The sequence below is a fragment of the Ralstonia sp. RRA genome (assembly GCF_037023145.1).
Classification (GTDB): Bacteria; Pseudomonadota; Gammaproteobacteria; order Burkholderiales; family Burkholderiaceae; genus Ralstonia.
In genome coordinates this window covers 314,185-339,597 of record NZ_CP146092.1, presented here as the reverse complement: position 1 = coordinate 339,597, position 25,413 = coordinate 314,185, and the positions used below count along the sequence as shown (strand labels likewise).

The 25,413-nt window shown below is 64.9% G+C and carries 25 protein-coding genes; 11 read left to right on the top strand and 14 right to left on the bottom strand.

Annotated features, from left to right (window positions below; all coding sequences use genetic code 11):
• The first annotated feature begins 8 nt into the window (after positions 1–8).
• The 4 genes from zwf to V6657_RS19585 all read left to right on the top strand — a co-directional run bounded on the left by zwf (position 9) and on the right by V6657_RS19585 (position 3,707).
• Positions 9–1,478: a glucose-6-phosphate dehydrogenase gene (gene zwf, locus V6657_RS19600; RefSeq protein WP_021193296.1), complete on the top strand. Its 1,470-nt coding sequence runs from the start codon at positions 9–11 to the stop codon at positions 1,476–1,478.
• Positions 1,478–2,182: a 6-phosphogluconolactonase gene (gene pgl / locus V6657_RS19595; protein ID WP_048934878.1), complete on the top strand. Its 705-nt coding sequence runs from the start codon at positions 1,478–1,480 to the stop codon at positions 2,180–2,182. Before zwf ends, pgl begins: the two co-directional genes overlap by 1 nt.
• Entirely contained in the window at positions 2,163–3,218 is a 1,056-nt protein-coding gene (locus V6657_RS19590; RefSeq protein WP_048934879.1) for a glucokinase, read from the top strand. Before pgl ends, V6657_RS19590 begins: the two co-directional genes overlap by 20 nt.
• A gap of 114 nt (positions 3,219–3,332) precedes the next feature.
• Entirely contained in the window at positions 3,333–3,707 is a 375-nt protein-coding gene (locus V6657_RS19585) for a CzcE family metal-binding protein (protein WP_048934880.1), read from the top strand.
• Here the strand turns inward: V6657_RS19585 and V6657_RS19580 are convergent.
• A complete protein-coding gene (locus tag V6657_RS19580; RefSeq protein WP_048934881.1) occupies positions 3,692–4,540 on the bottom strand; it encodes a MurR/RpiR family transcriptional regulator in 849 nt (282 codons plus the stop codon). The two genes, V6657_RS19585 and V6657_RS19580, sit on opposite strands and share 16 nt — an antisense overlap.
• A 206-nt stretch (positions 4,541–4,746) precedes the next feature.
• On the opposite strand from V6657_RS19580, the gene V6657_RS19575 reads away from it, so the two are divergent.
• Positions 4,747–6,471, top strand: a complete 1,725-nt coding sequence (locus V6657_RS19575) for a S53 family peptidase (RefSeq protein ID WP_048934882.1) — start codon at positions 4,747–4,749, stop codon at positions 6,469–6,471.
• 45 nt (positions 6,472–6,516) lie between these two features.
• On the opposite strand, the gene V6657_RS19570 is transcribed toward V6657_RS19575, so the two are convergent.
• From V6657_RS19570 to V6657_RS19540, 7 genes are all read right to left on the bottom strand, one after another.
• Entirely contained in the window at positions 6,517–6,990 is a 474-nt protein-coding gene (locus V6657_RS19570) for a MarR family transcriptional regulator (protein ID WP_048934962.1), read from the bottom strand.
• Between the two features lie 96 nt (positions 6,991–7,086).
• Positions 7,087–7,971 carry an alpha/beta hydrolase gene (locus V6657_RS19565; RefSeq protein ID WP_137884689.1) on the bottom strand — a complete coding sequence of 295 codons (885 nt, stop codon included), beginning with the start codon at positions 7,969–7,971 and terminating at the stop codon, positions 7,087–7,089.
• Positions 7,961–8,671: an ABC transporter ATP-binding protein gene (locus V6657_RS19560; protein WP_048934883.1), complete on the bottom strand. Its 711-nt coding sequence runs from the start codon at positions 8,669–8,671 to the stop codon at positions 7,961–7,963. The genes V6657_RS19565 and V6657_RS19560 overlap by 11 nt, the downstream gene beginning before the upstream one ends.
• A gap of 1 nt (position 8,672) precedes the next feature.
• On the bottom strand, positions 8,673–9,461 hold the full coding sequence (locus V6657_RS19555) for an ABC transporter ATP-binding protein (protein WP_048934884.1): 789 nt from the start codon (positions 9,459–9,461) through the stop codon (positions 8,673–8,675).
• On the bottom strand, positions 9,458–10,348 hold the full coding sequence (locus tag V6657_RS19550) for a branched-chain amino acid ABC transporter permease (RefSeq protein ID WP_248694740.1): 891 nt from the start codon (positions 10,346–10,348) through the stop codon (positions 9,458–9,460). Before V6657_RS19550 ends, V6657_RS19555 begins: the two co-directional genes overlap by 4 nt.
• Positions 10,349–10,472: 124 nt before the next feature.
• A complete protein-coding gene (locus V6657_RS19545) occupies positions 10,473–11,393 on the bottom strand; it encodes a branched-chain amino acid ABC transporter permease (RefSeq protein WP_137884693.1) in 921 nt (306 codons plus the stop codon).
• A gap of 101 nt (positions 11,394–11,494) precedes the next feature.
• On the bottom strand, positions 11,495–12,661 hold the full coding sequence (locus tag V6657_RS19540; protein ID WP_048934886.1) for an ABC transporter substrate-binding protein: 1,167 nt from the start codon (positions 12,659–12,661) through the stop codon (positions 11,495–11,497).
• 515 nt (positions 12,662–13,176) lie between these two features.
• Here V6657_RS19540 and V6657_RS19535 point away from each other — a divergent pair.
• The 3 genes from V6657_RS19535 (at position 13,177) to V6657_RS19525 (ending at position 16,862) form a co-directional block, all read left to right on the top strand.
• Positions 13,177–13,920 carry a response regulator transcription factor gene (locus V6657_RS19535; RefSeq protein ID WP_048934887.1) on the top strand — a complete coding sequence of 248 codons (744 nt, stop codon included), beginning with the start codon at positions 13,177–13,179 and terminating at the stop codon, positions 13,918–13,920.
• Positions 13,921–13,923: 3 nt separating this feature from the next.
• Positions 13,924–15,240: an ATP-binding protein gene (locus V6657_RS19530; protein WP_048934888.1), complete on the top strand. Its 1,317-nt coding sequence runs from the start codon at positions 13,924–13,926 to the stop codon at positions 15,238–15,240.
• A gap of 149 nt (positions 15,241–15,389) precedes the next feature.
• Positions 15,390–16,862, top strand: a complete 1,473-nt coding sequence (locus tag V6657_RS19525; protein WP_048934889.1) for a DegQ family serine endoprotease — start codon at positions 15,390–15,392, stop codon at positions 16,860–16,862.
• A gap of 389 nt (positions 16,863–17,251) precedes the next feature.
• Here V6657_RS19525 and V6657_RS19520 read toward each other — a convergent pair whose 3' ends face one another.
• On the bottom strand, positions 17,252–17,731 hold the full coding sequence (locus V6657_RS19520; RefSeq protein WP_048934890.1) for a VOC family protein: 480 nt from the start codon (positions 17,729–17,731) through the stop codon (positions 17,252–17,254).
• Between the two features lie 222 nt (positions 17,732–17,953).
• Between V6657_RS19520 and V6657_RS19515 the strand changes: the two genes are divergently transcribed.
• Both V6657_RS19515 and V6657_RS19510 read left to right on the top strand, forming a co-directional pair.
• The gene (locus V6657_RS19515) at positions 17,954–18,298 is read left to right on the top strand and encodes a metalloregulator ArsR/SmtB family transcription factor (RefSeq protein WP_048934891.1); all 345 of its coding nucleotides are present in this window, start codon (positions 17,954–17,956) and stop codon (positions 18,296–18,298) included.
• Positions 18,288–18,800: an SRPBCC domain-containing protein gene (locus tag V6657_RS19510; RefSeq protein ID WP_048934892.1), complete on the top strand. Its 513-nt coding sequence runs from the start codon at positions 18,288–18,290 to the stop codon at positions 18,798–18,800. Before V6657_RS19515 ends, V6657_RS19510 begins: the two co-directional genes overlap by 11 nt.
• 74 nt (positions 18,801–18,874) lie before the next feature.
• Here V6657_RS19510 and V6657_RS19505 read toward each other — a convergent pair whose 3' ends face one another.
• The 5 genes from V6657_RS19505 to V6657_RS19485 all read right to left on the bottom strand — a co-directional run bounded on the left by V6657_RS19505 (position 18,875) and on the right by V6657_RS19485 (position 24,627).
• The gene (locus V6657_RS19505; RefSeq protein WP_048934893.1) at positions 18,875–19,630 is read right to left on the bottom strand and encodes a class I SAM-dependent methyltransferase; all 756 of its coding nucleotides are present in this window, start codon (positions 19,628–19,630) and stop codon (positions 18,875–18,877) included.
• 1 nt (position 19,631) lies between these two features.
• Entirely contained in the window at positions 19,632–20,657 is a 1,026-nt protein-coding gene (locus tag V6657_RS19500) for an aminotransferase class I/II-fold pyridoxal phosphate-dependent enzyme (protein ID WP_048934894.1), read from the bottom strand.
• Positions 20,654–21,991, bottom strand: coding sequence for a radical SAM protein (locus tag V6657_RS19495; protein WP_048934895.1), 1,338 nt, complete (start codon positions 21,989–21,991; stop codon positions 20,654–20,656). The genes V6657_RS19500 and V6657_RS19495 overlap by 4 nt, the downstream gene beginning before the upstream one ends.
• A 93-nt stretch (positions 21,992–22,084) precedes the next feature.
• Positions 22,085–23,518: a nicotinate phosphoribosyltransferase gene (locus tag V6657_RS19490; protein ID WP_048934896.1), complete on the bottom strand. Its 1,434-nt coding sequence runs from the start codon at positions 23,516–23,518 to the stop codon at positions 22,085–22,087.
• Positions 23,519–23,589: 71 nt separating this feature from the next.
• Positions 23,590–24,627, bottom strand: a complete 1,038-nt coding sequence (locus tag V6657_RS19485; protein ID WP_048934897.1) for a bifunctional nicotinamide-nucleotide adenylyltransferase/Nudix hydroxylase — start codon at positions 24,625–24,627, stop codon at positions 23,590–23,592.
• 158 nt (positions 24,628–24,785) lie between these two features.
• Here V6657_RS19485 and V6657_RS19480 point away from each other — a divergent pair, with 158 nt between their 5' ends.
• The gene (locus V6657_RS19480; RefSeq protein WP_048934898.1) at positions 24,786–25,352 is read left to right on the top strand and encodes a hypothetical protein; all 567 of its coding nucleotides are present in this window, start codon (positions 24,786–24,788) and stop codon (positions 25,350–25,352) included.
• Positions 25,353–25,413: the final 61 nt, after the last annotated feature.

Genomic DNA, 25,413 nt, shown 5'->3' with positions numbered 1-25,413 from the left:
AGATGACGATGTCGGTGCCCGCATTCGACATGGTGTTGTTTGGCGGTACGGGCGATCTGGCCCGCCGTAAGCTGATTCCGGCCTTGTTCGATGCGCACCAGGGCGGCGAGCTGCACCCGCGCGGGCGGATCTTCGCCATCGGCACGCAGCCGCTGGAAACGGCGGGCTACCTGGCCCTGCTGGAGCGCGAAACCCGGCCGACCATGCGCCTCTATTCCGGGGCACCCGTGTCGGACGACGCCTGGGAGTCTTTCGCCAAGCGCATCGTCTATCAGCAGGTCGATGCCCGCAAACCGGAGCATTTCGACGGACTGGCCGCTGCACTGGGTGAAGACCGTGCGCCGGTGACCGTGTGCTACCTGGCCACCGCGCCCGGCATCTTCATCGACATCTGCGCGCAGCTTGCCCGCGTTGGCCTGAATACGCCCAACGTACGGCTCGTGCTGGAAAAGCCGCTGGGCACCGATCTCGCGTCGAACGAGCGCATCAACTCTGCCGTGGCCGAGTTCTTTGCCGAAGAGCAGATCTACCGGATCGACCACTACCTCGGGAAAGAGTCCGTCCAGAACCTGATGGCCATCCGCTTCGGCAATGCGCTGTTCGAGCCGCTGTGGCGCCGTGAGTGGATCAAGGACGTGCAGATCACCATTGCCGAGCAGCTCGGCGTAGAGAAGCGTGGGGATTTCTACGACGGCGTTGGCGCGCTGCGCGACATGGTGCAGAACCACCTGCTGCAACTGCTGTGTATCGTCGCCATGGAGCCGCCGTCGAGCCTGTCGCAAGACGCCATCCGCGACGAGAAGCTCAAGATTCTCAAGGCACTCAAGCCGATTCCGTTGCAGGAAGTGCCCGAGAAGACCGTGCGCGGCCAGTATCTGGAAGGTGCCATCGCCGGGCAGCCGGTGCAGGGCTATTTGCACGAGCAGGGCATTCCGCCTGACAGCCGTACCGAAACGTTTGTCGCCATCAAGGCCGAGATTGCCAACTGGCGCTGGGCCGGCGTGCCGTTCTACCTGCGCACCGGCAAGCGCATGCCCCAGCGGCTGGCGGAAATCGTCGTGCGCTTTCATGACGTGCCGCACGCGCTGTTCCCCAAGCCGCTGATCCAGTTTCCCGAGAACCGCTTGGTCATTCGCCTGCAGCCGGAAGAAAGCATCCGCCTGCAGTTCCTGACCAAGACGCCGGGCGCGGCGCTGGGCCTGCAGCCTTCCACGCTGGACCTGGACTTCACCAACCACGGCGGTGTGCGCCATGCTGGCGCGTATGAGCGTCTGCTGATGGATGCCGTCAACGGCAAGCTGGGCCTGTTCGTGCGTCGCGATGAGCAAGCCGAGGCGTGGCGCTGGGTCGAGCCCATCATCGAAGCGTGGAATGAGGCACGTACGCCACCCAAGGGCTATACGGCGGGCAGTTGGGGCCCGGCTGCGTCGAGCGCACTGCTCTCGCGCGACGCCGCTGCCTGGCACGAGGAGATGTGATGACGATGCAGTGGCATGCCGCGGCCGACGCGCAAGCACAAGTCGCGCGCTTGGCAGAAGCCATTGCCGGCACGCTTGCACGCGTGATCGACGAGCAGGGCAGTGCTTGCCTAGCCGTATCCGGCGGGCGTTCGCCCATCGCCTTGTTTGCCGCGCTGCGTGTACTGCCGCTGCGCTGGGCCGATGTGTCGATCACGCTGGTCGACGAGCGCGCCGTGCCGCCCGAGCATGCCGACAGCAACGCACGCCTGGTGCGCGAACATTTGCTGCAGGACGGCGCTGCCGCCGCGCGTTTCTTTCCGCTGGTGCTGTCCGCACACGTACATGGTGATTCCGTGGATGTGGATGCGTGTGTGGCCACCGCCAACGATCCGTTTCAGCAACCCGACGTAGTGATCCTCGGCATGGGAGACGACGGGCATACGGCATCGCTGTTTCCCGACGCGGCAGAACTGGACGAGGGCATCGACCGCAAGCATGCGCCTGCGTATTTGCCGGTGCGCCCGGGTGTGGCGCCGCATCGGCGCATCAGCCTGAACCTGTCGGCGCTGTGCGCGGCGCGGCAGTTGTTCCTGTCGATCACGGGGCCGGTCAAGCGCACGGTATTCGACGAGGCTGCGCAGGGCGTGGCGCAACGCGCGCTGCCGGTGAGCTACGTCATTCATCAGCGGGAGGTACCGCTCGATGTCTATTGGACTGCATGAGGTGAGCACGGGCACCACGGCCGATGTGACGGCCTACCCGCGCCTGGTGGCTGACGTGGGTGGCACCAACGTGCGTTTCGCGCTGGAGATGGCGCCCATGCGCCTCGCCCATATCGGCGTGCTGGCCGGTGATGACTATCCCTCGCTCGAAGCGGCCATGCGCACGTATCTTGCGGCGCTGCCGCGTGAGATTGCGGCCACGGGTGTCAGGCATGCCGCCATCGGCATCGCCAACCCGGTGCTGGGCGACCAGATCCGCATGACCAACCGCGACTGGGCGTTTTCCATTGAAGCGATGCGGCAATCGTTGGGCTTCGACACCTTTGTCGTACTCAATGACTTTGCGGCGCTGGCGCATGCGTTGCCGTACTTGCCGGCGGATGAGCTGGAGCAGGTGGGCGGTGGTGCCAGCCTGACCGATGCGCCGCGCGCGCTGCTGGGCGCCGGCACAGGCCTGGGCGTGGCGTCATTGCTGCCCACACCGGATGGTCGCTTCATTGCCGTGGCGGGTGAGGGCGGCCATGTCGCCTTTCCACCGATGAACGATGAGGAAGTGGCGATCTGGAATTTCGCTCGCGACCGCTTTGGTCACGTGTCGGCCGAGCGCCTGATTTCAGGCATGGGGCTGGAGCTGATCTACGAAGCGCTGGGCGCATGCTTTGACCTCTGGCAGCAAGGCCCCGCCGTGCGGCGCGCCGCAGACATCACCGCCATCGCGCTCGGCGAGATGGAAGACAACCTGGGCGATCATGCGCGCTGCCGCTATGCGGTCGACACGTTCTGCGCGTTCCTGGGCACCATCGCGGCCAACTTGGCGGTCACGCTTGGTGCGCGGGGCGGTGTGTATATCGGCGGCGGTATCGTGCCGCGCTTGGGGCCGACCTTTGCCAACTCGCCGTTCCGTCGGCGTTTTGAAGACAAGGGGCGTTTCTCGGCCTATGTGGCATCAATGCCGGTGTATGTGATTCACTCGCCGTACCCCGCGCTCATCGGCCTGTGCGCTGCGATGGACCACGCGGTCGCACAAGGGCATTGATCGCGCCCGGATGTGGGTGCGGTAGATGATGCGTTTGTCATCTGCGCGCCACGTTCGCGTTGGGGGCCGCCTTCTACGCTGACCCTGTCTCTTACACGACGACAGGAGTTTGCGATGACCTTCTCTGCTTCCTATGTAGTGCCCGCCGCGCTTTCGCTTGCGGCGTTTCTCAGTGCCAATCCTGCGTTGGCCGTCACGCAGATGACCGTGCAGGAAGCTGCCCGGCCGGGCGCTTACTCCCACCTGTTCGGCACGCCCGCGGATGCGAAGACGGCAACGCGCACGATCGAGTTGCGCGGCCAGAACGTGGTGCGTGTGTCATCGGGGGAGACGGTGGCGTTCAGCAGCGGCACGCGTACCGGCGCATGGAGTTTCACGCCGCGAGCTGACAGCACGACGGTGGCGCTCAGTGAACTGTTGCCCGCCATGCCTGGCGGTGCGCAGGTGTATGTGCTGATCGAGCGCAGCCCGATCTACTCGGGCAACTGACGGTCTTGCGGAATGGCACTGCCCTTGCGCAGCGCCACTTCCAGCACCAGCGCATCGAGCAGCGCCAGGTGCAGCAGCCGCGCCACCATGGATCGGTCGGCTACAGCCTCGTCCACGTCGACAGGCAACACCACATCGGCCAGCGCGGCCAGTGCACTGTCGGGCGCCGTCACGGCAATCACACGCACGCCCAGCTCACGCACGCGTTCCACGGCCGTCTGCAATTCGGGCAGCGCGCCCGACTTGGAAATGGCGATCACCACATCGCCCGCCTGCAACACGTTCAGCGACATCGACACGAGGTACGGATCGCTGTACGCATTGGCGGGAATGCCGTAGCGGAAGAACTTGGTCTGCGCATCGGCCGCCACCACGCCGGAACTGCCGAAGCCATACAGGTCGATGCGGTGGGCAGCGTCGACCAGTGCAACGGCGGCTTCCAGCGCGTGCGGGTCGAGCCGGTCCTGCAAGGCGGCGAGTGCGTCGATGGTGTTCTGCAGCACGCGCGTGCCCGGCGGCGGTGCGGCGCGTTCCGGCGTGGCACCGCGTGCGCCATCGTGCGCCACATTGCCCTGCGCCAATCGCAGCTTGAAATCCGACAGGCCGTGACAGCCCATCGAACGGCAGAAGCGGATCACGGTTGGCTGACTGACGCCGGCCTCACGCGCGATGGCTGCCACGGGCAGGCTCAGCACCGTGCCCGGCTGGCGCAGCACCCAGTCGGCCACTTGGCGTTCCGCTGGCGACAGCGATGCACGTGCTGTACGGATGCGCTCGCGCAAGTCGGTCGAGGCGTTGGCGGGAGCGGGGGGCGTGGCTGGCAGGGCGCTCATCTGCGCACGGGTCTCGGGTGGTCGATCGCGTCACGATAAAGGCAAGCGCGGCCTTGCGCAACCGCCTGCTTAGGTGTGGATCACTCCGCCCGCAACTGTATGTTTTTGCACTGTTGCAGGGGCGAGGTGGTGGATACGGTGAACGACGCCACGGGCGCCACAAGCGCGGTGGCTCCACAACGTCGTACTCCTCAAAGGGACATCCGATGAACCGTACTGCCACCCCCATGCAGCATCTTTCCTCCCTATGCCGTCACCTGGCCCGCGCATGGCCGCTGGTGCTGGCGGCGGGCTCCGTGCATGCCGCCACGGATTGGGTCGACACCCACACCAAGGCCTTCGTCACGGGCCCCCAACTCATGGCGCGCGGTGCCGCCAACGAGGTCGCACCTGGCCAGACCACCGATGTGCTGATCAGCCTCACGCCGCGCAACGAAGCCAAGCTCAAGGCGCTCGCGCACGACGTGAACAATCCGCGCAGCCCGCACTATCGCCAGTACCTCACGAGCGCACAATTCCTGGCTGACCATGCGCCCACCCAGGCGCAGGTCGATGCGGTGGTGAGCTATCTACGCCAGAACGGCTTCATCGACATCGAGGTTGCGCCCAACCGGCTGCTGGTGTCGGCACGCGGTACGGCAGGCACGGTCAAGACCGCATTCAATACGCCGCTGGTGCAATACCAGTTTGCGGGCCGCAGCGGTTTTGCCAACAGCGGCAAGGCTCAGGTGCCGCGTGCGCTGGGCGGCATTGTCGGCTCCGTGCTGGGGCTGCAGAACGTGACGCGCGCCCGCCCGCTACTGCGCGTGGGTGACGTGGCAGAAGCGCGTACGCTGGCCGCCGGTACGGCTACGGGTCACTATCCGAGAGAATTCCCGGCCTTGTACGGCGCTACCGGCGTGCCGACGGCCAGCGGTACCACCATCGGCATCATCACCATTGGCGGTGTGTCGCAAACGCTGCGTGACCTGCGCACCTTCACCAGCAGCAATGGTTACGCCACCGTTTCCACGCAAACCATCAAGACCAACGGCACGAGCGGCAATTACGCCGATGACCAGGAAGGCCAGGGCGAGTGGAACCTCGATAGCCAATCCATCGTGGGTGCGGCAGGCGGCGCCGTCGGCAAGCTGGCCTTCTACATGGCGGATCTGAACGCGCCGGGCAATACGGGTTTGACCAAGGCCTTTAACAAGGCGGTGTCGGACAACACGGCCAAGATCATCAACGTGTCGCTCGGCTGGTGTGAGAACGACGCCAACGCCGACGGCACGCTCAACGCTGAAGAGGCCATCTTCACCACGGCCGCCGCGCAGGGGCAGACGTTCTCCGTCTCTTCCGGTGACGAAGGGGTGTACGAGTGCAACAACCGTGGCTATCCGGACGGCGGCAACTACAGCGTGTCGTGGCCGGCATCGTCGCCGCACGTACTGGCCATTGGCGGCACGACGCTCTACACCAGCGGTTCGAGCTTCGCCAGCGAAACCGTGTGGAACGAGGGCCTGGATGGCAACGGCAAGCTGTGGGCCACGGGCGGCGGCATCAGCCAGATCCTGCCGGCACCCGCCTGGCAGGGCGGCAACGCTCGCCTGCTGCCCGACGTGTCATTCGATGCCGCGCAAAGCACGGGTGCCTACATCTACAACTACGGGCAACTGCAGCAGATTGGCGGCACCAGCCTGTCGTCGCCGATCTTCGTGGGCTTCTGGGCACGGCTGCTGGCGGCCAACGGCAACCTGGGCTTCCCGGCGGCGCGGCTGTACAGCGCCATACCGGCCAACGCCTCGCTGCTGCGGTATGACGTGGTGTCGGGCAACAACGGCTACCAGGGCTACGGCTATAACGCGGCCCAGGGCTGGGATTACCCGACGGGTTGGGGCAGCCTGAACATCGGTGCGCTGAACCAGCTCATCCGGTCGGGCGGGTTCTGATCGCTACGTAGACGTGGTTGGCTAGCGGCCGGCAAGGGGCGGCCGCTAGCGCCCAGGCGATTCGCCCAGGTGGCGCTTGAGCTTGCCGAGCAGGTTGGCGAGCTGGCCCTGCTCTTCGCCGCTCAGGCCGTCGAACAGGGCGATCACCCACTGCTCGTGCAACGCCGCCATCTCCGCAAACTGGGTCTTGCCCTTGTCCGTCAGGCAGACCGTGTAGGCTCGCCGGTCGCGCGGGTCATCACGGCGCTCGATCAGGCCTTCTTCGACCAGGCGATCAGTGATGCCGGTCACGTTGCCGCCGGACACCATCAGCAGCCGCGACAGGTCGCGCATCTTCAGCCCTTGCGGATGGCGCTCAAGCTGCGCCATCAGGTCGAAGCGCGGCAGGGTGGTCTCGAAGCGGGTGCGCAGCTGGCTGCGCAGTTCCGTTTCGATCAGGCTGTGGCAGGTCAGCAGCCGCAACCACACGCGCAAAGCACCGTGGTTGCCGGCGGATGGGGGCTTCGAGTCGGGGCGCACGGCGCCGCCATGCTGCGGTTCCGTCTTGCCTTTGCGCCGGTTGCGTGGAGCGTTCACGATGTCTGCCAAGCGTTGTGCATGCTTGCCGGTGCGGTCCTACGCGCGACAGACATCGATCAATTCCAGCGATGCCTCGAACAACGGTGACTGCGGTTGCGCGAAGGCTTCGCACAGGCTCAGGTGATCGTCCGCCGGCATGTCGACCGCACCGCGCCAGCCATCGGACCAGGCATCGGCAAGCAGCGCCAGTTGGCGTTTGAACTCGCTGCTTTCCCGGCCGCCCACGGCGCCGATCAGCGGGGTGTTCGCCACCGGCATCTGGTGGATCGGGCTCAAGGTCGCAATGCGCTCCGGCGTGAAATGGAGGTCGTTGTGCAAGACCGGCACCTGCGCTAGCGGCGCAAGGTCGGCCAGCGGCGACAGCGCAATGCCGCCCGCCAGCAGCCGTGCCGGCAGGGCTGCATCCAACGCGGGCCAGTCGGTCGCAATGGCCATGCACGTCAGGTGCCCGCCCGCCGAGTGGCCCGACACGACCATGCGGCGGCGATCGATGCCGTAGGTGTCTGCCTGGCTGTACAGCCAGGCGATGGCCCGACGCGTCTGGTCGACGATGGTCTCCAGCGTCGTGGCCGGAGCCAGGCCGTAGTTGACGACGGCCACGGACACGCCGCGCTGCACGTAAGCGGGAGCGACCCAGGCGAAATCGTCCTTGTGCAGGCGCCGCCAGAAGCCACCGTGCAGGAAGACCAGCAGGGGCGCGTTGTGCGTGGCCGGTGCGGCGCAGAACAGGTCGAGCTGTTCCGCTTCGCCCGGCCCGTATGGCAGGTTGTAGTGACCGGGCAGCCGGTTCGGCCCGTCGCGCAGCGCGCGGGAGCGCTCGGTCCACGACGACAGGGTCGATGCAAAGGCCGGCACGAAGGCCGAGACATCGTATTCGCGCGCCAGGTCCACCGCCGGCGCATGCATCGGTTCAGACGCCAAGATAGCGCTCCCACAGGTCGGGCTGCGCCGCCAGGCGGGCGTTGTCGCCCGTCCACGGCACGTGGCCTTTTTCAATGAAGACGTGGTAGTCGGCCACGCGCTGGATTTCCTTCAGGTACTTGTCGATCACCAGGATGGTTTGGCCGGCGGCCTTCAGGCGGGCCAGCACGTTCCAGATCTCGCGGCGGATCAGCGGCGAGATGCCCTCGGTCGCCTCGTCCAGGATCAGCAGATGCGGATTGGTCATCAATGCACGGCCGATGGCCAGCATCTGCTGCTCGCCGCCGGACAATTCGTTGCCCATGTTGTCGCTGCGCTCTTTCAGGCGCGGAAACAGGGCGTGGATGCGGTCGAGGTTCCAAGGGTCTGCACTGCCGCTGCGGTTGCCGGCAAAGGCGGTGAGGTTTTCGCGCACGGTCAGGTTCGGAAAGATCTGCCGGCCTTCCGGTACCAGCGCAATGCCCATCTGCGCAATGCGTTCGGTGGAGCGGCCGTTGATGCGTTCGCCGCGGAAGCGGATCTCGCCGCGCCAGGCGGGCAGCAGGTTGAACAGCACCTTGAGCGTGGTGGTCTTGCCCATGCCGTTGCGGCCGAGCAGGGTGGTTACCTGGCCGGCGCGCAGTTCGAAATCCATGCCGAACAGCACCTGGCTCTGGCCGTAGCCGGATTCCACGTGTTCAAACGAAAGCAGGGCGCTCATCTCAGATCACTATCGTGTGGGTGGCAGACGCCTCGTCGGCGGTGTCGCTGTCGTTGCCGAGGTAGGCCTGGATGACGGCCGGATTGGCACGGATGTCTGCCGGCGCACCCGTGGCGATGACGTGGCCGGCGACCAGCACCGAAATCCGGTCGGCCAGGCGGAACACCGCATCCATGTCGTGCTCGACCAGCACGATGGTGTACGTGCCGCGCAGCGCCTGAATCAAATCGGCCATGCGCTGGGATTCCTCCGGATCGGTACCGGCCATCGGCTCGTCCAGCAGCAGCACGGCCGGTTGGCAGGCCAGCGCCATGCCAAGTTCCAGCGCGCGCTGCTTGCCGTGCGAGAGCGTGCCGACCACACGGTTCAGCGCATCGCTCAGTCCGACGACGTGGGCGATCTCCTGCGCGGCGGCGTCCAACTCCGATTCACCGGCTACCACGCCCAGCACGTCGAAGGAGTGGCCCGTGCGGGCCTGCGCGGCGAGCGCGAGGTTCTCGCGCACCGTCAGGCGGGCAAACAGCGTCGTGATCTGGTACGAGCGCGCGATGCCCGCCGCCACGCGCTGATGCACGCGCTGGCGCGTGACGTCGTTGCCGCGGAACAGGATGCGGCCGCTGTCAGAGGCCAGTTCGCCCGACAGTTGCGCCAACAGCGTGGTTTTGCCGGCGCCGTTCGGGCCGATCAGCGCATGGACCTCGCCGGCGGCGATTTCCAGATTGCAGTCGTTGGTGGCCGCCAGCCCACCAAAGCGCTTGAAGAGATGATCAACCTGCAGGATCGGGCTCATTGCGCACCTCCGCGGCGCAGCGCAGCGGCTATGCGGCCGCGCAGGCTCATCACGCCGTTGGGCGCCACCATCACGATCAACAGCAGCAGCGCGCCGAGCACGAGGTTCCAGTGTTCGGTGTGCGAGGAGATGACCTCTTCCAGCAGCAGGAAGATGGCCGCGCCCGCAACGCCGCCCCAGAAATAGCCCGAGCCGCCCAGGATCACCATGACCATCAACAGGCCCGACTGGTGCCACGTGAGCGTATGCGGCGTGACGCCCAGGCTCAGGTTGGCCAGCAGTGCACCGGCCAGTCCTGCCAGCCCACCCGAGAGCGTGAAGGCCATCAGCTTGAGCCGGTAGACGGGGTAGCCGATGGCCGCCATGCGCCGCTCGTTCTCGCGGATGGCGACCAGCGCGCGGCCGAAGCGCGAGGCGACCAGGCGGTAGAGCAGAGCGAAGGCCAGCCCTGCAATGAAGAGGACGAAGTAGTAGAAGGCCACGTCGTCACCCAGCGACAGGCCGGGCACGTTCAGGCGGGTCGTCAACTGCAGGCCGTCGTCGCCGCCCAGCACCGGCAGCGACACCGCCAGCAGGTACAGCAACTGCGCAAAGGCCAGCGTGATCATGATGAAGTAGACGCCACTCGTGCGCAGGCTGGCCGCCCCGATCAGGAAGGCCGCCAGCGCGGCGACAGCCACGCCGGCCGGCACCGCCAGCCAGGCCGCCTGCACGCCCTGGTTCATCAGGAAGGCCACGGTGTAGGCGCCGGTGCCGAGGAACGCCGCATGCCCGAGGCTGATCATGCCGCCGTACCCAAGCGCCAGATTGAGCGCACTGGCAGCCAGCGCCAGGATCAGGATGCGCGCGCCCAGCGTGATGTAGAAATCCGCGCCGATGCCGTGCATCAGCAGCGGGTACAGCGCCAGGCCGACCACCACGGCCAGCGCGGTCCAGCCGCCGGGCAGGCCGGCCGTCAAAGGTGTGTCGGCGGGGCGCAGGTTCAGCAGAGAAGGTTGTTGCGACATGCTCTTACCCCCGCGCCGGAAAGAGGCCCTTGGGCCGGAAGAACAGGATGCCCACCATCAGCAGGCTGACCAGCATGGAGGCGAGCGTGGCGCCCAGCGTGGCCGCCTCTGACACCGCAAGCGCCTTGAGCAGCGTGGTCATCACCAGCCGGCCCAGCGTGTCGATCATGCCCACCAGCAGGGCGCCTACCAGCGCGCCGCGCATCGACCCGATGCCGCCGATCACGATCACTTCGAAGGCCGGGATCAGGATCGATTCACCCATGCCGATCGACACCGACAGCAGCGGCCCGAGCAGCGCCCCCGCCAGCGCGCACAACGCTGCGCCCAGCGCAAAGACAAACGTGAACAGTGGCTGGATGCGAACGCCCATGGTGGCCGCCATGGACGGGTTGGAAGCGCCCGCCCGGATCCACATGCCGAGCCGCGTCTTGTTGACCAGCACATACAGCCCCACCGCAACCGCTACGCCCACGGCGATGATCACCAGGCGGTAGAGCGGGTACTGCAGATCGTCGCCCAGCAGATTGACGGAGCCCGAGAGGCTGTCGGGCATGCCGATCATCAGCGGTTGCGCGCCGAAGAGCATCTTTGTGGCCTCGTTGGCGATCAGGATCAGCGCAAAGGTGGCGAGCACCTGCGACAGATGCGGCATGCGCTGCAGCCGCTGGTAGAGCACCTTCTCCAGCAGCGCGCCCAACAGCGCCGTGGCCACGATCGCCAGCAGCAGCGCGCCGAAGAAGTGGTGCACGAGCTGGTAGAACGCAGCCGCCAGGAAGGCGCCGATCATGTACAGCGAGCCGTGGGCCAGGTTGATCAGGTCCATGATGCCGTACACGAGCGTCAGCCCGGCCGCCAGCAGGAACAGCATCAGCCCGTACTGCAGCCCGTTGAGGAATTGTTCAAAGATCAGTGCCAGCATGATGAAACCGCAGGGAAGCGCAGAGGCGTGAGGCCATCCAGGAGGGCCGCCCCGCGTGGCGCGAAGCGGCATCGGCATCGGTATAACGTCGGTGGTCCGCCCGCCTACTGCATCTTGCACTCGCCCACGTAGGCGTCGGCCAGCTTGTCGGCCACCTTGCCGATGTACTTGTTGCTGACGCTGCCGTCGGCGTTCTTCACGACCTCGCGCAGGTAGTAAGCCTGCTCGGGGTAGTGATTGGGGCCGAAGCGGTATTCGCCGCGCGTGGTCGGAGCCTTGACGGTTTCCAGGGCTTTGCGCAGCGCGGCCTTGTTGTCGAGCTTGCCGCCGACCTGCTTGACGGCTGCGTCGATCAGCAGGGCGGCGTCATAGCCCTGCGATGCATACAGCGTCGGCAGGCGGCCGTATTCCTTCTGGAAGTCGGCAACGAACTGCTTGTTGGTGGGGTTGTCCATCTCGCGATACCAGTGCGAGGTGTTGTAGATGCCTTCCATGGCGGGCCCCACGGCCTTCACGACATCCTCGTCGGCGGAGAAGCCGGGCGCGTACAGCGGCGTCTTCTTGAGCAGGCCGGACTGCGCATATTGCTTGATGAAGTTCACGCCCATCGCGCCGGGCAGGAATACGTACAGCGCATCGGCATTCGCCGCGCGGATCTGCGCGATCTCGGCGGCGTAGTCGAGCTGGCCGAGCTTGGTCATGATCTCGTCGGCCACCGCGCCCTTGTAGTAATGCTTCACGCCCGCCAACGCGTCCTTGCCGCCCGGGTAGTTGGGCGCCAGCAGCACGGCCTTCTTGATGCCCTTGTCCTGCATGTACTTGCCCATCGCCTCGTGCAGGTTGTCGTTCTGCCAGGCCACGTTGAAGAAGTACGGATTGCACTGCGCGCCCGCGTACTGGCTGGGCCCGGCATTGGCCGAGATGTAGAAGGTCTGCGCGTTGAAGAACGCCGGCCCCACGGCCAGCATGAGGTTGGAGAAGACGATGCCGGTGCCGATGTCGACCTTGTCCTTCTTGATGAAGCGCTCGGCAATCTGCTTGCCCGTCTCGGGGTTCTGCGCGTCGTCGGCGATCAGCACGTCGGCCGGCAGGCCGCCCAGTTTCTTGTCCAGCCGCTTGAGCGCCAGGTTGAAGCCGTCCCGGATGTCGATGCCCAGGCTCGCGCCGGGGCCCGACAGCGTGGTCATCATGCCGACCTTGATGCCGTCGGCGGCCATGGCGCCCGCGGCCAATGTAGATAGCGCCGCGGCAAGAACGAGTGGCTTGAACATGGGGTCTCCTCGGTATTGGGGTGGATACGGCTTGGGGTGCTGCTGGCGGTGCGGCTCATGCGTGCGGCGCGAGATGAAGCGGCGGTCGGCCGCATACCCTTCGCCTGGTGTGCGGGCTGGGGCGGGGCGCGTCCGGGTACGGTCGCGCCAGGCTGCGCAGGGCCCGGCGGTGTGATGCCGGCTGCGAATGGTTTGAGTGTGATTAATTTAGGTATGAACTATTTAAGCTGTCAATTGCCGCCGACTCGGGGTTTTCACGGCCCCTGCCGGAGCGGGAAGGCGGGCTTGTACGCCCTGCCACCTGTGTGCGATATGCGCAAAAAAGCCCATGGTGATTGGGTTTGCGCGGGATGCATACAGCGTTGTTGCGGCACGGCAAGCGCCCAGCGGGCCGGGCGTAGACGGTGCGTCTCTTTCGGATGAAGGGGTAAACCAGAGGGGCCGTCGGGCCTTCATCGGGCAATCCCGATGGCGGTCTTACAATGAGCCTTCCCCGGCTCATCATCTTTCTTGTCATGCGCGTACTGCTAGTCGAAGACGACGACATGATTGGCGACAGCGTGCGCAAGGGTTTGCGCCACGACGGTTTCGCCATCGATTGGGTGCGCGACGGCGAAGCCGCCGTGCAGGCTGTAATCACACCAGGCGCCCCCGGTGCGACCGGTACTGACCCCGGCACCTCCATGTTCGACCTGATGCTGCTTGACCTCGGCCTGCCCAAGCGCGACGGGCTGGAGGTGGTGCGCGAGGTGCGCCAGCGCGGCATCGCCATCCCCATCCTGATCCTGACCGCACGCGATGCGGTGGCCGACCGTGTGGCCGGCCTCAACGCGGGGGCAGACGACTACCTCGTCAAACCGTTCGACCTGCAGGAATTGGCTGCGCGCATGCATGCGCTGCTGCGTCGCCAGGGCGGCCGTGCTGATCCGCTCATGCGCCACGGCGAGGTGCTGCTCAACCCCGTTACGCGCGAGGTGCTGCGTGCGGGCCTGCCAGTCAAGCTGTCGGGGCGCGAGTTTGCCGTGTTGCATGCGCTGCTGGCGCGACCGGGCAAGGTATGGTCGATCGCGCAGTTGCAGGACAACCTCTATGGCTGGGATGAAGAGGTCGGCAGCAATACGGTGGAGGTCTACATCCACGCGTTGCGCAAGAAGCTTGGCAGCCACTTCATCCAGAACATCCGTGGTGTGGGGTATGTCATCCCGCGCGAGACGTCGGCGTCTCCTGCGGAACCTGCGGACAGCAAAGACCACCAATAGCGCATGCAATCGATTCGAAAAACCCTGCTGTGGTGGCTGGCCGGCGGTCTGCTGGCGGCCATCGTCGTGGCCACCGGCCTGATCTACGCGCAGGCGCGCCAGGAAGCCAACGCACTGTTCGACTACCAGATGCAGCAGGTAGCCGCCGCGCTGCCGAGCCAGTGGATCGACCCGCCGCCGCCCGCACTGGCCGCTATTGCGGGGGATGACGATGTGGTGATCCGCATCTGGGACGACACGGGCCGCAGTCTCTACCTCTCGCACGCGCGCCCCGACTTGCCCGCGCGTGCCGCACTCGGTTTCTCCGATGTGCGCACGCCCGAGGGCCTATGGCGCGTCTACAGCGTCGCCTATGGGCCGGCGGTCGTGCAGATCGCGCAGCCGTATAGCGCGCGGCACGAGGTGGCTGCCCGCATGGCGCTGCGCACGGTGGCGCCGTTGCTGATCCTGCTGCCGCTGCTGGGGTGGATCGTGTGGCTGGCGGTGGGGCGCGGGCTGGCGCCGCTGGGCTCGGTCGCCAAGCAAGTGCAGGCACGTGATGCTGCTGCGCTGTCGCCGTTGCCCACGCAGGGTTTGCCGGATGAGATTCGCCCGCTTACCAATGCGTTGAATGATCTGCTGGCCCGTCTTGGTACGGCACTCGCGCATCAGCGTGCTTTCGTTGCGGATGCGGCGCATGCGCTGCGTACCCCGCTGGCCGCGCTCAAGCTGCAGCTGCAGGTGGCCGACCGCGCGCAAGATGAGGATGAGCGTCGCGCCGCGCATGCCGATCTGCATCGCGGTGTGGAGCGGATGATTCGCCTCGTGGGCCAGCTCCTGACGCTAGCGCGGCAGGAGCCCGGCGCGGCAGATACGCAGCGCGTGCCGGTTGCGCTTGATGCGGTGGCGGCTGATGTGGTGGCCGAGCTGTCGCCGGCGGCCATGCACAAGGGCATCGACCTCGGCATCGCCATGGAGTCGCAGCCCGCGTCTGTTACCGGCAACGGGGATGCGCTGCGCGTGCTGCTGGTCAACCTGGTCGACAACGCGCTCAACTACTGCCCGCGCGGCGCGCGGGTGGACGTATCGACGGGCCATGCGCCTGACGGTGGCGCACAGCTCGTGGTGGAAGACAACGGCCCCGGCATTCCGGCGGAAGAGCGCGAGCGCGTGCTGGACCGCTTCTATCGTCCCGCGCAGGCACCCACCGGCGGCAGCGGACTGGGCCTGGCGATCGTGCGCGAGATTGCGCAGGGGCACGACGCCACGTTGGCGCTTGAGGAGCGAGAGGGCGGCGGTTTGCGCGTGGTGCTGCGCTTTCCGTTCAAGGCGGCCGCCTAGCCGTCACCCTCCAGAAATACTTTGTTGCATGTGACGCCCGAGCATTTAAGTCTCGATTAAGTCTGCGTGCCTACGATGTTGGCAACCGATGGGCACGACAGGCGACCTTGTCAGTCGTGGCCCGCGTACCAAGCACGAGAGGACACGACATGACGCGTCAAACCCTGACCCGCAGCGCGGCCGGCCTGGCCGCTGTATTGGCCGTTGCAGGCGGCTATGCCTATCTGCAGAAGGACATGATCTCGCATGCGGTGGCCGCACCGCTGGCGCCGGTGGCTGCGCAGGCTGCAGCAGGTGCCCCGATAGCGGTGGCTGCACCGATGGACTTCTCTGGCATCGTCGAGCGCTATGGCCCCGCGGTGGTCAACATCAGCACCACCGCGCACGCGCAACGCACCAGCATGCAAGGCTTGCCGCCCGGCATGAGCCCGGACGATCCGTTTGCTGAATTCTTCAAGCGCTTCATGCCGCAGGTGCCGCAGCAGCGCGGCGACCAGATCGTGCGCGGGCTGGGCTCGGGCTTCATCGTCTCGGCCGATGGGCTGATCCTGACCAACGCCCACGTGGTGGATGGTGCGCAGGAGGTCAACGTCAAGCTGACCGACCGCCGCGAGTTCAAGGCCAAGGTGCTGGGCGTGGACAAGCAATCGGATGTGGCTGTGCTGCGCATCTCTGCCAACAACCTGCCCGTGGTGCAGATCGGCAACCCGGCCAACACCAAGGTGGGTGAGCCGGTGGCGGCCATCGGCTCGCCGTACGGTTTTGACAACACGGTGACGGCGGGCATCGTGAGCGCCAAGTCGCGTTCATTGCCAGACGATACGTATGTGCCCTTCATCCAGACGGATGTGGCCGTGAACCCCGGCAACTCGGGCGGCCCGCTGTTCAATGTGCGCGGCGAGGTGATCGGCATCAACTCGCAGATCTACAGCCAGACCGGTGGCTACCAGGGCCTGTCGTTTGCCATCCCGATTGATGTGGCGATGAAGGTGGAGCAGCAGCTTGTGTCCACCGGCAAGGTCACGCGCGGCCGCCTGGGCATTGCTGTGCAGGAGGTCAATCAGTCGCTGGCCGATTCCTTCAAGCTGCCGAAGCCTGAAGGTGCGCTCGTCAACTCGGTGGAGGCCGATGGCCCGGCCGCCAAGGCGGGCTTGCAGACCGGTGACGTGATCCTGCAAATCAACGGTGCTCGCATTGACCACTCGGGCGACCTGCCCGAACAGGTGGCCGAGATCAAGCCGGGCACCACCGTGCCGATGCAGATCATCCGCCAGGGCAAGCCGACCACGCTGGCGGTCACCGTGGGTGCTGCCAAGGATGCGAAGGTGGCGGCCAACGAAAAGGCGACGCCTGACCAAGGTCGCCTGGGCCTGGCGGTGCGCCCGCTGCAGCCGGAAGAAAAGCGTCAGAGCGGCCTGCCTGGCGGGCTGGTGGTGATGGATGCGACGGGGCCTGCGGCCAAGGTCGGCATCCAGCCGGGCGACGTGATTCTGTCGCTCAACGGTACGCCGGTGTCGTCTGCGCAGGAACTGCGCACGCTGGTCGATCGCGCCGGCAAGCATGTTGCGTTGCTGGTGCAGCGGGACGATACAAAGATTTTCGTGCCGCTTGATTTGGGTTGATCCCACTCCCCAACACGCTGGGAGACGCTTCTCCCCGGATGGCCGGTCTTGATGGACTGGCCATTTTCGTTGTTGAGCGGGCAGTCAACGCACTGAAACGGCTTCCGTAGCACCTGCCACGCTTCCCAAACATTGGAGGCGTCGATGTCCTTGGCGCCCCGATTGATATCGACAGCCTCCGCAGCTTCAGCGGGCACCGCGACCACGGTGATGTTGTCCCGCAGGGCTTCCACCTCCGGTTTGGTCAAAGGCTCACCTTTCTTTTGTTCGACCGAGAGAAGAATCGCTGCAAGCGACGGGACCGGCTGGATGACAAGGTTGCGAGGGTTAGAGCGGGCGCTGGTGTCGTGATCCAGCCGCCCAGTGCACATGGTGTTTGAGGTGGCGCCCTAGCCCCGCCGTGCCGCTTCAATCGTGGCGATGTCGATCTTGCCCATCGTCATCATCGCGTCGAAGGCGCGTTTGGCCGCGGCGGGGTCGGGATCGCAGATCGCCTCACTGAGCACGCGCGGAGTGATCTGCCACGAGACGCCCCAGCGGTCCTTGCACCAGCCGCACGCACTTTCCTGGCCGCCGTTGTTGACGATGGCATTCCACAGGCGGTCGGTTTCGGCCTGGTCGTCCGTGGCGATCTGAAAAGAGAAGGCCTCATTGTGCTGGAAGGCCGGGCCGCCGTTCAGCCCCAGGCAGGGAATGCCGGCCACGGTGAACTCCACCGTCAACACGTTGCCCTGCTTGCCCGCGGGGTAGTCGCCCGGCGCGCGGTGGATGGCCTGCACCGCGCTGTCGGGAAAGGTCTGCGCATAGAAGTTGGCAGCGTCAACCGCATCGTTGTTGAACCATAGACAGATCGTGTTCTTGCTGGGCATGTGTGTCTCCTGAAGAATCGGGCACGCGCGTCCGCTGGCTTCAATCGATCACATCACAGAGCCGGGCGCTGCGGGATAGGGCGCATGCCGCTGTCGGGGCGACCAATGTCTCACACCTCCGCGACGGGTGTATGTCGGTTGCTGGCCTACTCGTAGTGCGGCCGGCTGTCGTTGCGGTCATCCTTGTTGCAATGAAAAATCATCGAGACTATAGTTAGCCAAATGGATAACAATGCAATTGCGCTAGACGCGATCTTTCATGCGCTTGCAGACCCGACGCGCAGGGCTGTTGTTCATCGGCTCGGTAGCGGGCCCGCAACGGTGAGTGAACTGGCGGAGCCATTCGACATGGCCCTGCCGTCGTTCATGAAACACGTGCGGGTACTGGAAATGACCGGGTTGATCCGTTCCAGCAAGAGCGGCCGAATCCGGACGTGCGTGCTTGAACAAGAGAAGCTGGATGCCGCAGAGCGCTGGTTTGCAGACCAGCGCGCGACCTGGGCAAGCCGGTATCGCAATCTGGACAACCTCTTGGATGAACTAAAGGGAGAAGGTGATGAACGCTAAGCTTCAATTCGATTTTCTCGTCGACAAGGAAAAGAGCCGCATCACCGTGAAGCGAGAGTTCGCGGCCAAGCGCCAGCTCGTGTGGGATTGCCATACGAAGCGCGAGCTGCTCGATCGATGGTTTGCACCCAAGCCTCTGACCGCCAAGACAAAGCACATGGAATTCAAGGCAGGAGGCTACTGGCACTACGGTATGACCACCCCTGACGGCCAGACGTTCTGGAGCCGGGTGGACTACCAAACCGTCAACCCGATCGACGGCTACACGGCCCTGGACGGCTTCAGCGACGAGACCGGCGTTGTGAATCCCGATATGCCCAGGGCGCGTTGGGATGTCACCTTCACCGATGCAAAGGAAACGACGCTGGTGACGACCGTTGTGGTCTACAACTCGCCGGAAGATGTGCAGAAGGTCATCGACATGGGATTGAAGGACGGCATGACCTCCACCCTTGAGCGACTCGACGAGCTTCTACAGGTCATCGGTGCAGCAGAGGCCTAGGCATCAGGTGTATGCAGGCCTTTCGGGCCAGGCGCAGCGGACTTCCGTATCGCTGCGCTTGGCCGGGGCGTATGTCAGGCGGCACGGCAGAACAGGATCTGCTTGGATGCGTGCGTCGTGAATGGCGACGCGTCGTACCCTCCAAACCGCTGCACAACGTCGAATCCGTTGAACCGGCACAGCGCCAGCAGCTCTTCCGGGAAAAAGCAGCGCATGCTGACCTGCTTGGTCCGGATGCACTCGCCGTGACGCAGGTAATAGAGTTCGAATCTCAGGATCTGGCTGGCCGTGTCGTAGTGCGAAGTCGCCTCGACGCGGATTTCCCTTCCCTCGGCGTCAATCATCGACTTGTGCAGGTAGCGGGTATCGCCCGACCGCGCCAGCTTGCGGATGTCCGGATTGAACACATCGAGGATCAACGTGCCGCCCGGCGCCAGCGCGCGCTTTGCAGAACCCAGAAACGCGTTGACCGAATCCAGGTCGTGCAGATGCTGCATGGCATTGGTGGCCGAGAAGATCAGCGAGAAGCGCCGTTCTGACTGGATCGCCCGGCAGTCCTGCTCAAGCCAGATCACATCAAGCCCTTCGGCCTGCGATTTCTGGCGTGCCCGGTCCAGCATGGAACGCATGACGTCCAGCCCCGTGATGTCGACACCGGCTCGCGCAATGGGCAGCGTGATACGGCCGGTGCCGCAGGCCACCTCCAACACGGGGCCGTCGGCTTGCTTGGCCTGCTCGATGAAGAAGCTGGCGTCGTGCGCTCGGTTGGTGAATTCCTGATCGTAGAAGTCGGCGTCTTCGTAGACGGCCATGTCGGCAAGTGGCGTCATGTCAGGTCGATGCATGGTGTTGTGGAGCAAAGCTATCGGACAGGCTGGTCAGAATGCTGCCACTCCAGCCTTCGGCGCCGAACGCGCTTGCGGGGATGGCAACCAGGCCGTGCGTGTGCAGGAGCTGCTCCGCACTGAGCGGTACCGGAAAGAGGTAGCAGCCAGGCGCGCAGTCTGTGGACCCAACCCGGCCCGCATCGCGAATGGCCTCGGGCAATCGCTCGGCAAGTCTGCGGGCGCGTGCCTGAAGCGCGTCGACCACACGCGCGGGGCAGTCGGCTTCCACCGAAAGAAAATGGTGCGCGAGCTGTAGCTGCATTGCGGCCGGTGGATCCTCCCGGAAGTCGGATTCGAACCCAGCGCAGTCCTCGCCCACCAGTGCCACGCCGAACGTCTGCGGCGTCAGCCAGCCTTTGGTGGTCGAGTGGAGCAGGATCGCGCGTTCGGTCTGCAGCAACTGCATCGTCGTTGAGTGAAACGGCGCCCCCAGGTCGTAGACGCAGTCAATCAGCAGACGCCGGCCAGGTGCCGCGTTGACCCATGCCACCAGCGCGGCGCATTCCTCATCGTTCAGGAATCGCCCCAGCGGCTTGAGCGGGTTCGCGATGAGGAGAAACTCGGGGCCGTCGGTCCCCCCGGCCATAGGAAAGCTCGGCGCGGGTAGCGTCGGGAACGTCTGCGGTGCGATGCCTGCCGACTGCGCGAGCGCTTGGTAGACGGGGTAGACATCACTCGGCAGCCACAGGCGAGCGCCCTCTGCAGACAGCCGCTTGAAGATCAATTGCAGAGCATGCCGCACCCCTCGACACACGAGCGCCTGGCGCGAACGCCCGGTATCAAAGCCATACCGTTGCAGCCATGCCCGCGCGAGATCGCAACGATGCACCCGCGGATGTGTGTCTGAAGGATCAAGACGCGGTTGCAGTGGGGCGAGGGCGCTATACAGATTCGTTTCGGCGCAATCCACCACGTCGGGCACCGTACGAATGCAGGCCTCGCGCCACAGCTTGAACGCTGCGAAGTTCATGTCAGGGCCTCCAGGGTGAGTTCGCTTGCGCGGTCTTCCAGTGAGGCGTAGCAGCGGCCATCAGCCATCACGTTCCAGCTGCGGGCGATGCCGTGGGTGCGCTCCCAGTACAGGCTCGGTTCGGTATAGGCGGCAATGCGCATGGGACGGCCTGCCCATTCACCGGCAAAGACGGGCGCGCCCCAGGGCAGGCGGTGCGCAATGGAGAAGCCCGCGCGCGCGGCAAAATCGGTGACAAGCGCAAGCGGCACCTGGTGATGCCGGCTCCAATCGTTTGCCGCGCGATCGAAGTACATCGATTCCGTGCTGGTTGAAACGTAAAGCTCCTTGAAGCAGATTTCTTCAATGCCCTGATCTGCCGCCCAGGTCAGATAGTGTTCGAGCGTCTCTTCATCTTCCACCCCGCCATCTTGCAGAACACAGATGAACCGCAGGCGCAGATTCGGCCAGAGATGACGATGCTCGCGCCAAGTGCTGACGATCGCTTCAACTGGCGTGTTGAGCTTCATGATGCGTTCGTTGTGCTGCGCATCGAAGTGATGGCGGGAGAGGGACAGCACGCTCAGCCCCGCGTCGTGCAGGGCACGCAAGTGCGCAATGCGCTCGGCTTGTGCAAGCGTTGCAAACGCGTGTCCGTTGGAGATCAGCACCACCTTGCTGAATCGCTCTGCGCAACAGGCAATGAGCTTTTCGAGTTGTGCGAAAGGCAGTAGCGTCGGCTCGCCACCACCGGTGATCACGGCGCGTTCGGCACCATGCGCTGCCGCCTTGTCCAGCCATGCGCCAACGGTGTCCCAGTCGGGCCGATACGGTGCCTGGTCAGCGGAAATCGACGCCTTGGAAAAGCAGAACGCACACTTGGCCTGACAACCCTGCGCGATGGGCAGGATGGACAGGGTGCGCGGCCGCAGCGCCGCAAATTCTTGAAACTGCTGGCTCGACAGCCGAAGCGAAGCCGCTGTCATTTCCTCAACCACAGCGCGGCGTATGGCGATGCCGTTGTCGTTCGGCTTAAGGTCGTACAGCCCGCTGAGCCTGATGTGATCGGATTGAATGAAAACGCCGCGTCCGGTGGTCGTGTTCTCCTGGATCAGCCTGGGGTCGACTTCGGTTTCCAGTGCGATCAATCGGTTGCCAGGAATTGCGAGCTTCTCCAGCAACTGCGAAGCCTTCTGATAACCGATGTGGAGGTCGCTGCGCTCCAGCAGATAGAAGCGGTCGGGATAGGTGCTTTCCGGAATGCCGGCCTTCGCATAGCAATGCGAGTACTTGTCGAATGCCCGTGCGAAGTTGGACAGCACGGTCACGTGATAGAGCTTCTTCTTCTCGATCATGATCGGAATCCGTTTCTTGATGCTTCTGCGTCTGCCGCGGCAGAGCCACGTAAAGGTCGTCCGGGTCGCGGCAGGCGCGCTACAGCCTTGTACTTAGACTTCGTGCGCCTGGGCGCGGGCGCGTACGTCATCCAGCGACACGTCGATCAGCAGCTTGCCGCAGTCGAACACCGTTTCGAGCGCTTCCACCCAATCGCCTTCGACGCGACGGTCGTCCCAGGCCAGCGGGAGCGTCGTGGTTTGGTAGGCGCCGGTCTGCCGATTGCGCAGCAAGGTCAGGCGCCCTTGCTTGGAGCGCTTGCCGGCATCCGTGACCGGGTCCTTGCAGACATCGCGCCAGACATCGTCCACCTTGACTGCCGAGCACTTCATGGCAAAGCGCTGTGTGTCGCGGTTCAGTTGCTGCAGCAGCGCGCCGCCCATGCCGAACACGATGTTGTCTGCTGCATAGCCCGCGGCTTCCATCGCAGCCAGGATGGCCTCGATGGAGTCTGCATTGACGCCATCGCCCTGGATCACGCGCACATGGTTGAGCACGCGATACCCCTTACCGTTGACCACCGAGTCGAAGGCTTCGTCCAGCGCGTGCAGGGTCTGCATCACAATGGTCTGCGGGTCGCCGGAGTCTGGGCGAATGACCAACGTGGCGCCGGAGTCGATGACCGTCTGCCGGAGTTCCGTACCCCACATGCGCAGCGCGGCAAACAGGTCGTACGAGTCGGAGACCACCGAGACGATCGCGCCCGGCTTGCCGAACTGCTGGAGCATGTTGCGATACGCATCGCCTTCACCCGCGCGGCCCCAGGCGGTGATGGTGCTGTGCTCGGCGGCCGGCACCGAGAATGCTGCCATGGGCGCGTTGTAGTAGGCGTTGGCCGCCACCACGCCCAGCACGGTGTCCGAGCCCATGAAGCTCACCAAGTGTGCGGCGCCGCCAATGGCCGAGGATTCAGCGCTCGACACACCGCGTGCGCCAAAGTCATGCACTTTGAACGGCAGTTGCGAGATGTCGTCGCTGGTGCGCTCCAGGTAGCGGCGCACAAGCTGCCGCAACTGCCAGCTCTGCGTGGCCACCGTCACCGGATACCAGACGCGCAGCAGCATTGTCTCGATATACGAGGTCAGCCAGAACACTTGTGGGTCGTCGCATTCCACGGTCACGAGCACGTTGTGCGTGGGCACCACCGAACCTTCCGGCACCGCACGGATGCGCACCGGCAGATAGCCGCCATAGGCCTCGACGATATAGCGCCAGCCGGCTTCGTTGAACGGCTCGCCGTGCGCGCCAAAGAAGTCGCGGGCTTCGTCGATCATCGCCGTAGTGATGGGCTGGCTCAGGTACTCCTTGAGCAGCATCTGCAGCCCGAAGAACAGCGTGCTGTCGTAGCGCCCGCCGCGCGACTCGATGTACGAGAACATCGCCGAGGTGCCCGGCGGGTACTGCAGGTAGTGGGAAGCCTTGTACGAATCCGTGTTGAGGATCGGATTGGACAGGATGGACGACAGACGACGCAGGTCGTTTTGCATGGCTAGAGCTCCTCTATGCCGTTGGGTGGCCGCCGGGTCTGTCCCAGCGGGTGAAGCGGGTATCGGTAGCGTTAGAGCTTGCCGAGAAAGTGGTACGCGATATCGAAGTGGTCCTCAAACATGACGCTGCGCATGCGCGCGAAATCGTTGAGCGGGACCCAGCGTGCCTTGTCGGCATCGTCGCCGCCCTTGACACGCGGCAGGTCACCCACCGGAAAGCTGAACAGGAACGCGTGGGTGATCGTCCGCCCGCGCAGCGAGCGCTGCGGGTGATCAAACACCTGCCGGTCTTTCAACGAGCCGCGCAGCACGGGCTCCGGCAGCTTGAGCCCCGTCTCTTCGCGCAACTCGCGAAGGCACGCAGCCTCCAGCCGTTCCTCCTGGTTGACGAAGCCGCCCGGCAATGCCCACAGGCCACGCCCGGGCTCGCTGCGCCGGCGCACCAGCAGCAGGTGGCCGGAATGCACGACCACCGCATCGACCGTGACGAAGGTGACGGGATACGGCGCTGCCGACCAGGCCTTCTTGTAGCCGGCAATGAACTCCGCTTCCGCCTTCAGCTGCGCGAACGCCGGCTGGTTGCGGAAGTTCTCCATCCACTCGAACACCGGTGCGGGCACGGCCCACGACACGAAGCTGTTGCTGCGCTCAGCCAGGAATTGCTCGCGGATCTCGGTGGCGGAAATGTCCTCGGTGCTGTCGACTTCCACCAGCTCCCACTGCGGAAACATGCGGAGGTAGTACGAGGTGCCATCCTTCTCGTGGCCGATGATGCCGATCTTGCGGCCGGCGGTGTCGCCCAGTTCGGCGGCCACCGCGTCTTGTACCCAGCGGACCCAGTCGCCGTCGTTGTAGGTGGAGTCCTGTACCGGCGCAAAGCGCACGCGGGTGCGGGACGCCGCGTCCAGCGCAGAGGCAATCATCTGCCGGCGCTCGTCGAACGAGAACGGGTCTTTGATGGTGCGGGGTTTATCGGTCGAGCCGATCAGGACGCAAACCGTATCGGCAAGGCTCAATGCCCGGCGCAGTACGTCAAGGTGTCCACGGTGCATCGGCTGGAAACGGCCGATGAAGACAAGCGCATCGAAGCGCTTTGCATTGGTGCTCATGAGGCTCCCTCAAGAGATTGGCGGCGTTGGGTCTGTCCCGCAACCGTGAATTCATACTACGCGCCGCCCCCATTGAGCGTCAAATGAAAATCTCGTAAAAATGCGCGATGTGCAACAACGGCATGCGACCCGTTGTCAGACGACTTAGCCACGACAAGATGCCCACCCTCACCAACGTCATCCCGAACGAAACCTGGCAACTCGCGCTGGAGTTTGAAGGGCAGGAGATTCGCCTGTTCGACGCATCGATCGCCCGGACGGAGAAGGATTGGCCTGAGCTTGCCTATCCGCACAAGCTCAAGAACCTGACCTTTGACGCGCGGCAGGTGTGCTGGCCTGGCGGCCGCATTCTCGACGCCGCTTATCTCTATGAGAAGTCCAAGCCGATCGAAGGCTGGGCGCTGCAGCGCCAGGTTCTTCGGCTTGGCTACAAGAACCAGGCACCGACTTCTCAGCATGCGTCGCATCACGTGTACGGCGTGTGGCTCTGCCCGTTCAGGGAGCGGGCGTTCGAGCTTGGCGAATCCATCGGCGGCGGGCACGCCGATACGGGCGGGTCGTCAGGGTTCAGCCTTGCCGGGCTGCGGGCCTCGCAGGACTGGCAGCATCACTTCGATCTGTCGGACTGTGCCTGGGCTGTGCCGATGGTGGAGGTGGCCAGTGAGCAGGCGACGTTGCTGAACGCGCTGGTCAGAGAGGTCTGTCGCCGGGCGGGCACGCTGTAGGCGCTCACGCCGCCCGCATTGAACCAGCGCCCTCAGCATGCTTCGCGCATCTGGCTGCGCG

Coding starts and splice junctions, on each gene's coding strand:
- V6657_RS19480 (WP_048934898.1), top strand. CDS start 24,786: ATGCCCACCCTCACCAACGTCATCCCGAACGAAACCTGGCAACTCGCG.
- V6657_RS19495 (WP_048934895.1), bottom strand. CDS start 21,991: ATGATCGAGAAGAAGAAGCTCTATCACGTGACCGTGCTGTCCAACTTC.
- V6657_RS19490 (WP_048934896.1), bottom strand. CDS start 23,518: ATGCAAAACGACCTGCGTCGTCTGTCGTCCATCCTGTCCAATCCGATC.
- V6657_RS19560 (WP_048934883.1), bottom strand. CDS start 8,671: ATGAGCGCCCTGCTTTCGTTTGAACACGTGGAATCCGGCTACGGCCAG.
- V6657_RS19505 (WP_048934893.1), bottom strand. CDS start 19,630: ATGACGCCACTTGCCGACATGGCCGTCTACGAAGACGCCGACTTCTAC.
- V6657_RS19500 (WP_048934894.1), bottom strand. CDS start 20,657: ATGAACTTCGCAGCGTTCAAGCTGTGGCGCGAGGCCTGCATTCGTACG.
- V6657_RS19540 (WP_048934886.1), bottom strand. CDS start 12,661: ATGTTCAAGCCACTCGTTCTTGCCGCGGCGCTATCTACATTGGCCGCG.
- V6657_RS19520 (WP_048934890.1), bottom strand. CDS start 17,731: ATGCCCAGCAAGAACACGATCTGTCTATGGTTCAACAACGATGCGGTT.
- V6657_RS19550 (WP_248694740.1), bottom strand. CDS start 10,348: ATGCACGGCATCGGCGCGGATTTCTACATCACGCTGGGCGCGCGCATC.
- V6657_RS19525 (WP_048934889.1), top strand. CDS start 15,390: ATGACGCGTCAAACCCTGACCCGCAGCGCGGCCGGCCTGGCCGCTGTA.
- pgl (WP_048934878.1), top strand. CDS start 1,478: ATGACGATGCAGTGGCATGCCGCGGCCGACGCGCAAGCACAAGTCGCG.
- V6657_RS19485 (WP_048934897.1), bottom strand. CDS start 24,627: ATGAGCACCAATGCAAAGCGCTTCGATGCGCTTGTCTTCATCGGCCGT.
- V6657_RS19575 (WP_048934882.1), top strand. CDS start 4,747: ATGAACCGTACTGCCACCCCCATGCAGCATCTTTCCTCCCTATGCCGT.
- V6657_RS19530 (WP_048934888.1), top strand. CDS start 13,924: ATGCAATCGATTCGAAAAACCCTGCTGTGGTGGCTGGCCGGCGGTCTG.
- V6657_RS19580 (WP_048934881.1), bottom strand. CDS start 4,540: ATGAGCGCCCTGCCAGCCACGCCCCCCGCTCCCGCCAACGCCTCGACC.
- V6657_RS19590 (WP_048934879.1), top strand. CDS start 2,163: ATGTCTATTGGACTGCATGAGGTGAGCACGGGCACCACGGCCGATGTG.
- V6657_RS19515 (WP_048934891.1), top strand. CDS start 17,954: ATGGATAACAATGCAATTGCGCTAGACGCGATCTTTCATGCGCTTGCA.
- V6657_RS19555 (WP_048934884.1), bottom strand. CDS start 9,461: ATGAGCCCGATCCTGCAGGTTGATCATCTCTTCAAGCGCTTTGGTGGG.
- V6657_RS19585 (WP_048934880.1), top strand. CDS start 3,333: ATGACCTTCTCTGCTTCCTATGTAGTGCCCGCCGCGCTTTCGCTTGCG.
- zwf (WP_021193296.1), top strand. CDS start 9: ATGTCGGTGCCCGCATTCGACATGGTGTTGTTTGGCGGTACGGGCGAT.
- V6657_RS19535 (WP_048934887.1), top strand. CDS start 13,177: ATGCGCGTACTGCTAGTCGAAGACGACGACATGATTGGCGACAGCGTG.
- V6657_RS19510 (WP_048934892.1), top strand. CDS start 18,288: ATGAACGCTAAGCTTCAATTCGATTTTCTCGTCGACAAGGAAAAGAGC.